General features: G+C 39.4%; 5 protein-coding genes. 2 read left to right on the top strand and 3 right to left on the bottom strand.

Features of this window, described 5'->3' with window-relative positions:
• Together V7K56_RS19355 and V7K56_RS19350 are read left to right on the top strand one after the other, a co-directional pair.
• Positions 1-424 (top strand): hypothetical protein (locus V7K56_RS19355; protein ID WP_334912589.1); only part of this gene is annotated, 424 nt, incomplete at its 5' end.
• A gap of 103 nt (positions 425-527) precedes the next feature.
• The gene (locus tag V7K56_RS19350) at positions 528-2,666 is read left to right on the top strand and encodes a tetratricopeptide repeat protein (protein WP_334912587.1); all 2,139 of its coding nucleotides are present in this window, start codon (positions 528-530) and stop codon (positions 2,664-2,666) included.
• Between the two features lie 199 nt (positions 2,667-2,865).
• On the opposite strand, the gene V7K56_RS19345 is transcribed toward V7K56_RS19350, so the two are convergent.
• The 3 genes from V7K56_RS19345 to V7K56_RS19335 all read right to left on the bottom strand — a co-directional run bounded on the left by V7K56_RS19345 (position 2,866) and on the right by V7K56_RS19335 (position 7,585).
• The gene (locus V7K56_RS19345; RefSeq protein WP_334912585.1) at positions 2,866-3,909 is read right to left on the bottom strand and encodes a cyanophycinase; all 1,044 of its coding nucleotides are present in this window, start codon (positions 3,907-3,909) and stop codon (positions 2,866-2,868) included.
• A 438-nt stretch (positions 3,910-4,347) separates the two neighbouring features.
• Positions 4,348-6,195, bottom strand: coding sequence for an alpha-amylase family glycosyl hydrolase (locus V7K56_RS19340; protein ID WP_334912583.1), 1,848 nt, complete (start codon positions 6,193-6,195; stop codon positions 4,348-4,350).
• A gap of 202 nt (positions 6,196-6,397) precedes the next feature.
• Complete coding sequence (locus tag V7K56_RS19335) at positions 6,398-7,585, bottom strand: glycosyltransferase family 4 protein (RefSeq protein ID WP_334912581.1); 1,188 nt, start codon at positions 7,583-7,585, stop codon at positions 6,398-6,400.
• Between the last annotated feature and the right edge of the window lie 76 nt (positions 7,586-7,661).

Raw genomic sequence — 7,661 nt, 5'->3', positions numbered from 1 at the left:
TGCACCTTTTTGCTTGAACGTTGAACCTTTGAACTCGAAAGTTGCACCTTTTTGCTTGAACGTTGAACCTTTGAACTCGAAAGTTGCACCTTTTTACTTGAACGTTGAACCTTTGAACTCGGAAGTTGCACCTTTTTGCTTGAACGTTGAACCTTTGAACTCGAAAGTTGCACCTTTTTGCTTGAACGTTGAGCCTTTGAACTCGGAAGTTGCACCTTTTTGCTTGAACGTTGAACCTTTGAACTCGGAAGTTGCACCTTTTTGCTTGAACGTTGAACCTTTGAACTCGAAAGTTGCACCTTTTTGCTTGAGCGTTGAACCTTTGAACTCGGAAGTTGCACCTTTTTGCTTGAGCGTTGAACCTTTGAACTCGGAAGTTGCACCTTTTTGCTTGGACGTTGAACCTTTGAACTCGAAACTTTAACCTTAGCACTCAACACTCAGCACTCAGCAGTCCCCAATCCCCATTCCTCCAACCTGTGGCAAGATTGAAATCAGATCGCATCGCACTTAACTAGGCAAACGAGATGCTGGGAAACATACTTGTAGGAAGATACCAAATTATTAGTAACTTAGGAGGTGGGGGTTTTGGTGAAACTTTTGTGGCTTGTGATACCCAATTACCCGGTTCACCTCTATGTGTTGTTAAGAGACTCAAACCCCAGGCAAGCGATCCGGTAACTTTGGAAACAGCTAGGCGTTTATTTGATACGGAAGCACAAGTTCTGTATAAATTAGGAACTCACGATCGCATTCCCCAACTTTTAGCTTACTTTGAGGAAAATGCCGAATTCTATCTTGTACAGGAATTGATCGAAGGTCATGACCTGAGCCAAGAATTAACATCAGGTAAAATCCTCAGTCAAGAGGAAGTCATTTCACTTTTACAAGAACTTTTGACAATCTTAGAATTTGTCCATCAACAGAATGTAATTCATCGTGATGTCAATCCCCACAATATCCTCAGACGCCAACCAGATGGCAAATTAATTTTAATTGATTTTGGTGCAGTGAAACAAATTGCTACTCAAGTTATTACTCCTCAAGGTCAAACTCTCGCAACAGTAGCTATTGGTACGCCTGGATATATTCCTGGCGAACAAGCTCATGGTACGCCAAAATTAAGCAGTGATATCTATGCTGCGGGAATAATTGCTATTCAAGCTCTCACTGGATTATCAGCAGAGGAAATAGTAAAAGATGCTGATACTAATGAAATTATCTGGCATGATAAAGCCACAGTAACACCAGAATTTGCTCAATTCTTAGATAAAATGGTGTGCTACGACTTTCGGCAACGCTATGCTTCGGCAACTGTCGCATTACAAGCGCTGAAAGAGTTAAGACAACCACCTGTTCAGACAATAGCGTTAACTCCTCCTTCTCCACCAAAAAATATTAACAAATCTCAACCCAAAAAAGGTATATTAGGTAAAATTTTACTAACAATATTTTTCCTGACTGTTGGCGGAGTAGCATCAATATTTATTTGGAGTTACATTAATTCAAATAATGCCATAGAATTATCTAAACAAGGAAATACGTTTTTTGATTTACAACGTTATCAAGACGCGCTAGAAGTATATGAAAAAGCCGTTAATCTTAGACCAGATTATGCTCAAGCTTGGAATGGTCAAGGCAAAACACTAAATAAATTAAGAAAATACAAAGAAGCATTAGTGGCTTATGACAAAGCAATTCAAATTCAGCCAGATTATTTAGATGCTTGGATTGGACGTGGCACTGTATTGGGAAATTTACAGCGATATCAAGAAGCGATCGCCTCTTTTGACAAAGCCTTAGAATTAAATAATGGCAATTCAGAAGTCTGGAATGCTAAAGGTGAAGCTTTTAGTAATTTAAACCAATATGACCAAGCAATTAAGTCTTATGAAAAGGCGATTGAACTCAAACCAGATAATTATGAAGCTTGGTATAAAAAAGGATTAGCTTTGCAGAATTCTAGGCAATATGAAGAAGCGATCGCAGCCTATCAAAAAGTCGTTGATTTAAAACCAGACTACGAGCAAGCCTGGTATAATCTAGGAAATGCACTAGTCAATTTAAAACGCTATCAAGATGCATTTACAGCTTATGATAAATCGGTACAATATCAGCCAGATTATTACCAAGCTTGGTTGTCTAGAGGTAATATACTACTGAATTTACAACATTATCCAGAAGCAATTGAATCTTTTAATCAAGTAATTAAATATAGTCCCAGAAACTATCAAGCTTGGTATAATTTGGGCTGGTCACTGCATCAAAACCAACGCTATGAAGAAGCAATAAAAGCTTATAATAAAGCGGCAACAATTAAGCAAAATGACTATCAACTCTGGTATAATTTGGGAAATTCACAATACATATTGCAGAAATACGAAGATGCGATCGCGTCTTATAATAAGGCAGTTCGTTATAAACCAGACCATTCCGAAAGCTGGTTTAGCAGAGGCAATGCTCTATTAAATTTGAAACGGTTTCAAGATGCGATCGCTTCTTACGATCGAGCAATAAAATACAAGCCTAATTACCAACAAGCAATAGACGGTCGCAATCAAGCCCAAATTCAACTGCAAGGCGTGCAAGGCGAAAAACCAAAGCCTGTAATTGTACCAACTCTTCCATTTCCTAATTCCACCAATCCACCGCAGACGACACCCTAAGCAACCTATCAAATTGACGGTTTAGGATTGATAAGCTGTTACGCATTTAAGTTGTATGTTTACTCGTCAGGGTTGTCATTAGTCATTAGTTATTAGTCATTAGTTATTAGTCATTTGTTATTTGTATTTCAAAAGACAAATGACCAATGACAAAGGACACTCTTAAAGGCTTAGGGAATAAAACAGTTCTGCTCCTTATTCAATAGGGATTTGAATCAATCCGTCCCCTTTTGACACTCCTGAGATAGTACCCAGAGGTTGGTCTGTTTCTCAAGTTGAAGGTGTCGCCACTGCGAACTTTCCAAATTTTGTAATTGGAAAAGGTCAAAGGCGTTCGGGGTTCGCATACTTCCGGCAGATGATTGCCAAGTACAAAGTATGCCGCACCCCTACCCATAACTTTCACCAAACCGTTTTTATCCACAAGAACCGATGTACTTTCACTAACCGCTATACCTAAAACACTGCTAGATACACCGTCTTTAATTTGACGGGCAATGAAAGTCATAATTCGACCCATTCTTTCCCGCCTGTCGAAGTGCGTATCTACGATAGTTCCCTTTAAATTACTCCAATTGAAAAAGTTGTAAGTAAAAGTAATGTCCCGGTAAGGATCTTCGAGTGCGTCTCTAGTTTCAATGCCTTTTTCGGAAGAAGCGCAAGCATCGTAAACATACTCACTTTGAATCATTGCACCCGCACTGGTGCCACCAACACCACCTCCCTTAAGGTAAACTGACTTAACGGCAGTTTCCAGCTTGGTATCTTTCCAGTTGCGGATGTATTGACATTGGTCGCCGCCAGCAAAGAAAACTACATCAGCATTTTTGACTTTTTCAAAAATCTCGGCTTTGTTTGCCTCTTGTCTATTTCTAACCACAAGAGTTTCTACAGAGTTTACGCCCCTCATGGCATAAATTAGCCGATTGTAATCGTAATTACCATTAGTGCGGAGAACTACAACATTAACTTTAGTACCAGAGTTACGACCTCCCCTAACTTGGTTAATCATCCACTGGATAGCATCATCGACATCGGGGCCTCCCCCACCTAAACTCAGGACTGGGCCCGCTAAGGAGGAACGGACATCAAAGGAGGGGGAGGGGCGGATATCAACAGTGTCACCCAGGAAGAAGCGTTTCCAGCTTTCGATAAAACGGGTTATGAGGAAGGTTCCCATGTTCAATAACTTGATTCCTGTACTTTTCAAGCGCCTTGCTTTGCTTGGGAATGCCTTTGTCATACTAAACTTCTGGAGCAAACTGCAATTATTGCTAGGCTATTACGCATTTTAATTGCTTATTTATTCGTGAAATTCGTCCTTTGTCATTTATCAGTTGTCCTTTGTGAATAACCAATAATACCAATTCAAAATTCAAAATTCAAAATTTAAAATTTAAAATTAAGAAAGCCAGACAGAACAAAGGTATGTCTGTATGTATCTGTCGCGTTCTTTTTTCAAATTGGTATGACAAATGACAGTCTTAACAAAAAATGTGCAATTGAGACGCGCGTTAGCTTAACTGTCGCACTATAGAGGGTAAAATTTCCAGCGTACAGGGCTTGTACTGTTTTTTAACGCAAAATAACGCAGAGTAATTATTAATTCTCTACGCTACTGTGCGAAAATCTCTACATTGCTTACAGCGTTTAATTCCAACCAGATAAAATCTAAAACAGATTAGGTGTTGGTTGTCCAGATGCTTCCGTAGTTACTGGGAATAGTTACCCAATATTCTGAATTACTAGGAACGCCGATTAAATTGTTTTTACCATTTAGTTCTTCCTGATAATTGCCAGCAATTGGGAACCAGAAGGGTACATTTTGATCGCGATCGCTAAAGTTAAGTGCTACTAGGCTAAACTTGTTACCATGTTTGCGCGAGAATAATAGCACGTTGTTGGAATGATAGCGATCGTAATCGTTGTAAAAGAAATATTCACCTTCCGTAAACTGCGGTTGCTGACGACGCAGTTTAATCAACTTGCGTACTAAGGAAAGTACGTTCTTACCAATGGGGTCGTAAAAATAATCCCATCGTACAGGTCGAAGCAACATGACTCTACCAAAACCTTGTTCTGGCAGGAAATAGTTTTCTGCCAATTCCTGACCTTGCCACAGTAGCGGAATCCCTTTACCAGTGAAAATCCCAATTAGGTAAGGCTGGACTTTGTACCACAAGTCACGATTACCTTCTTGTAATAAATCATTATCGTGGGCGATCGTACCAAAGTTACAGACAAAACGGGAATGGTCATGATTTTCTATATATTGCAGCGCTGTTTTAGCAATTTTGTCACCGTTGTTTGTAACCTCCAAGGGATAGCAATCTAGACCAAGTTTAAAACCAAGTTTAGCTAAATCACCTTTATTTCCATGAGCTACACTTTCAGCTGCACCAAAAGTTTCATTTTGCCAGGTAGAGTTGGTATAAGTTTGTTCGAGAATCTCCTTTGGCCCTTCTAATTGTTCAGCACACTGAATCAAATTGATTGTGTCATTGTTAAAGAATCTCTGCCAGTACTCGCCAGCTTGTATCTTTTCTTTGACTGTTCTATAAGTGTTAAAAACTAAGTTAGCGTAACCAACTCCTGTACCACCATCCCAGTAATTGGGTACGCAGTCATAGCGAAAGCCATCAACATGATAAACATCTAACCAATGATAATTGACTGTATAGAAAAAGTCTTGGGTAAACTTGCGATTATAGTCTGTGCTTTCGCCAAATAAATCTTTAGCAAATGTTCCCATAAAAGGATTATCGCTATACCCTAGTTTTTTGTAAACATAAGAGTATGGAAAATTATCACCAGTGTGACCATAAACGGCATCTACAATTACAGCAATGTTGTTTTGATGTGCCGCATCAATTAAACCTTGTAAATCTTTTCTTTTACCAAATCGTTCATCTACACCAAAATAGCCAATTGGTAAAAAGCCCCAATCTACTGTTAAAGCTACATTGGAAATTGGCATTATTTCCAGGCAGTTAACTCCCAAATCTGCTAGATAGCCGAGTTTTTCAATTGTCCCATCAATATTGCTGCCGAATTCATCAATCATCAATTCGTAGAGAACAATATCTTTTAAGTTTGGAGTTTTCCAGGTTTTTTCCTTCTGGCTCCACTCATATTGTTGATAGCCAAGCGTGAAGGCAGATAATTTACCCACACCAAATTCTCTGGCAAAAGGGTCAATAATCCAATCTATTTCTCCCTGATTGGGATTTTGTAAACAATAGCGGTAAACATATCTACCTGGTTCTCCCCATGCAGATTTAGCACTGGGTTTTGATTGAGTTTTGATATCTATCTGAGTTGACCAATAATCACCATATTCTGAGTCAATAGAATGCTTAAGTTCAAATTCTAGAGGCGGAATATCTTGGATAAATTGGTCTTTTTCATGGATAATTTTAATTATTAACCGATTTTCATCCTTTTGAGAAACCCAAGGTAGAAATAGTCCAAAATCAACAATACCACTGGCTTCTCTAGCTCCTAGTTTATCTAAAGGAAGCAGTTTCATATAGTCGTCCTTGATGAATTAGCTTTTTCTAGTGTTACTGATTTCGGAATTCTAAAAATGGTATCCGAAACTAGATTAAATTTGCACTACTCCAGAAATTGAAGCAGTGCTAGCTATGGATTTATCAAAGGTTGATTGAGGATTTATGCAAGTTCAAATAAAATTTTAGATTCCCAACTTCTTCAAGAAGCGAGGATCTATCTTACCAGGCAATTTGCGATCGCTCTTGTACAACTTGCTGATACACTTCCTCTGTTTGCTTGGCTAGTTTCAACCAGCTAAAGCGTCGCTCTAAATCCTCATAAGCGTTATCTATTAGCCATTGGCGATAACCTGGATTTTTCAACACTTCCAAAATTCCCCAAGCTAAAGAATCGGGATTGTTCACCCAAGTGACAATGCCTGTTTTGGTGTGTTGCACTACTTCTGGAAAACCACCAGTATCAGAAACTACTACAGGTACACGAGAAGCAAAGCTTTCTAAAGCGACAATCCCAAAGGGTTCGTAAAGACTCGGAAATACCGCACAGTCAGCGACAGTTTGAAATTTATCTAAGTATTCATCAGAGAGAAAACCGGTAAAATAGCAATGATGCCAAATTCCTAAATTCCAGGCTTGGCGCTTGAGATGGTCAGTATTACCGCCACCAACGATGACAAATTTGACATTACCCCCTATTTGGTAAAGGATTTTAGGTGCAGCATTGAGTAATATCGGTACACCCTTTTCGTAGGTCATGCGACCGAGGTAATAAACGATTTTCTCATTGTCTGTGGCAAATTGGCGGCGAAAATCCAGAGCGTGAAAATCTATGTGATGCTGTTTTTTTTCGGCTCGGATACCGTTATAAATGACATCGATTTTATCCCAAGGACTATGCAATGCTCTTTCTACTTCTTGGCGCATATAGTCGCTACAAACAATAATTCGCCAAGCGTTGTAAGCTAACAAGGTTTCTTTGCCATTTATATAACCTTGGATATCTGTGTGAATACCGTTATAGCGACCGTATTCGGTAGCATGAATTGTAGCAATTAGTGGTATTTTAAAATTATGCTTAAGAGCGATCGCAGCATCTCCGACTAACCAATCATGGGCATGAATTAAATCAAAGGGCCCTTCTTCTAAAATCAACTTACCACCGTGATCTCCCATACTCAGGTTGAGATTGACTACCCAGTGGAAAAAGTCGTTGCTATATGCCACTGGCACTCGATGTATCTTTACTCCTTCAACTACTTCATACATCGACGCATGACCAAACTCCGCTGTAATCAGGTGGATTTCATGTCCTAGCTTGACCAGTTCCGGGTACAACTCCGCCACGTGTCGCGCAATTCCCCCAACAATCCTTGGTGGAAACTCCCAACTCAGTACCAGTATCTTCATTTACTAGACTCCCCGACTCTTTATAAGTATCTAACAAACTACATTTACCTAAAAATACAAGTCTGGGCAATGCGGT

It is taken from the genome of Nostoc sp. (assembly GCF_036917535.1).
Lineage (GTDB): Bacteria > Cyanobacteriota > Cyanobacteriia > Cyanobacteriales > Nostocaceae > Nostoc.
This window is presented reverse-complemented; position numbering and strand designations above follow the sequence as displayed.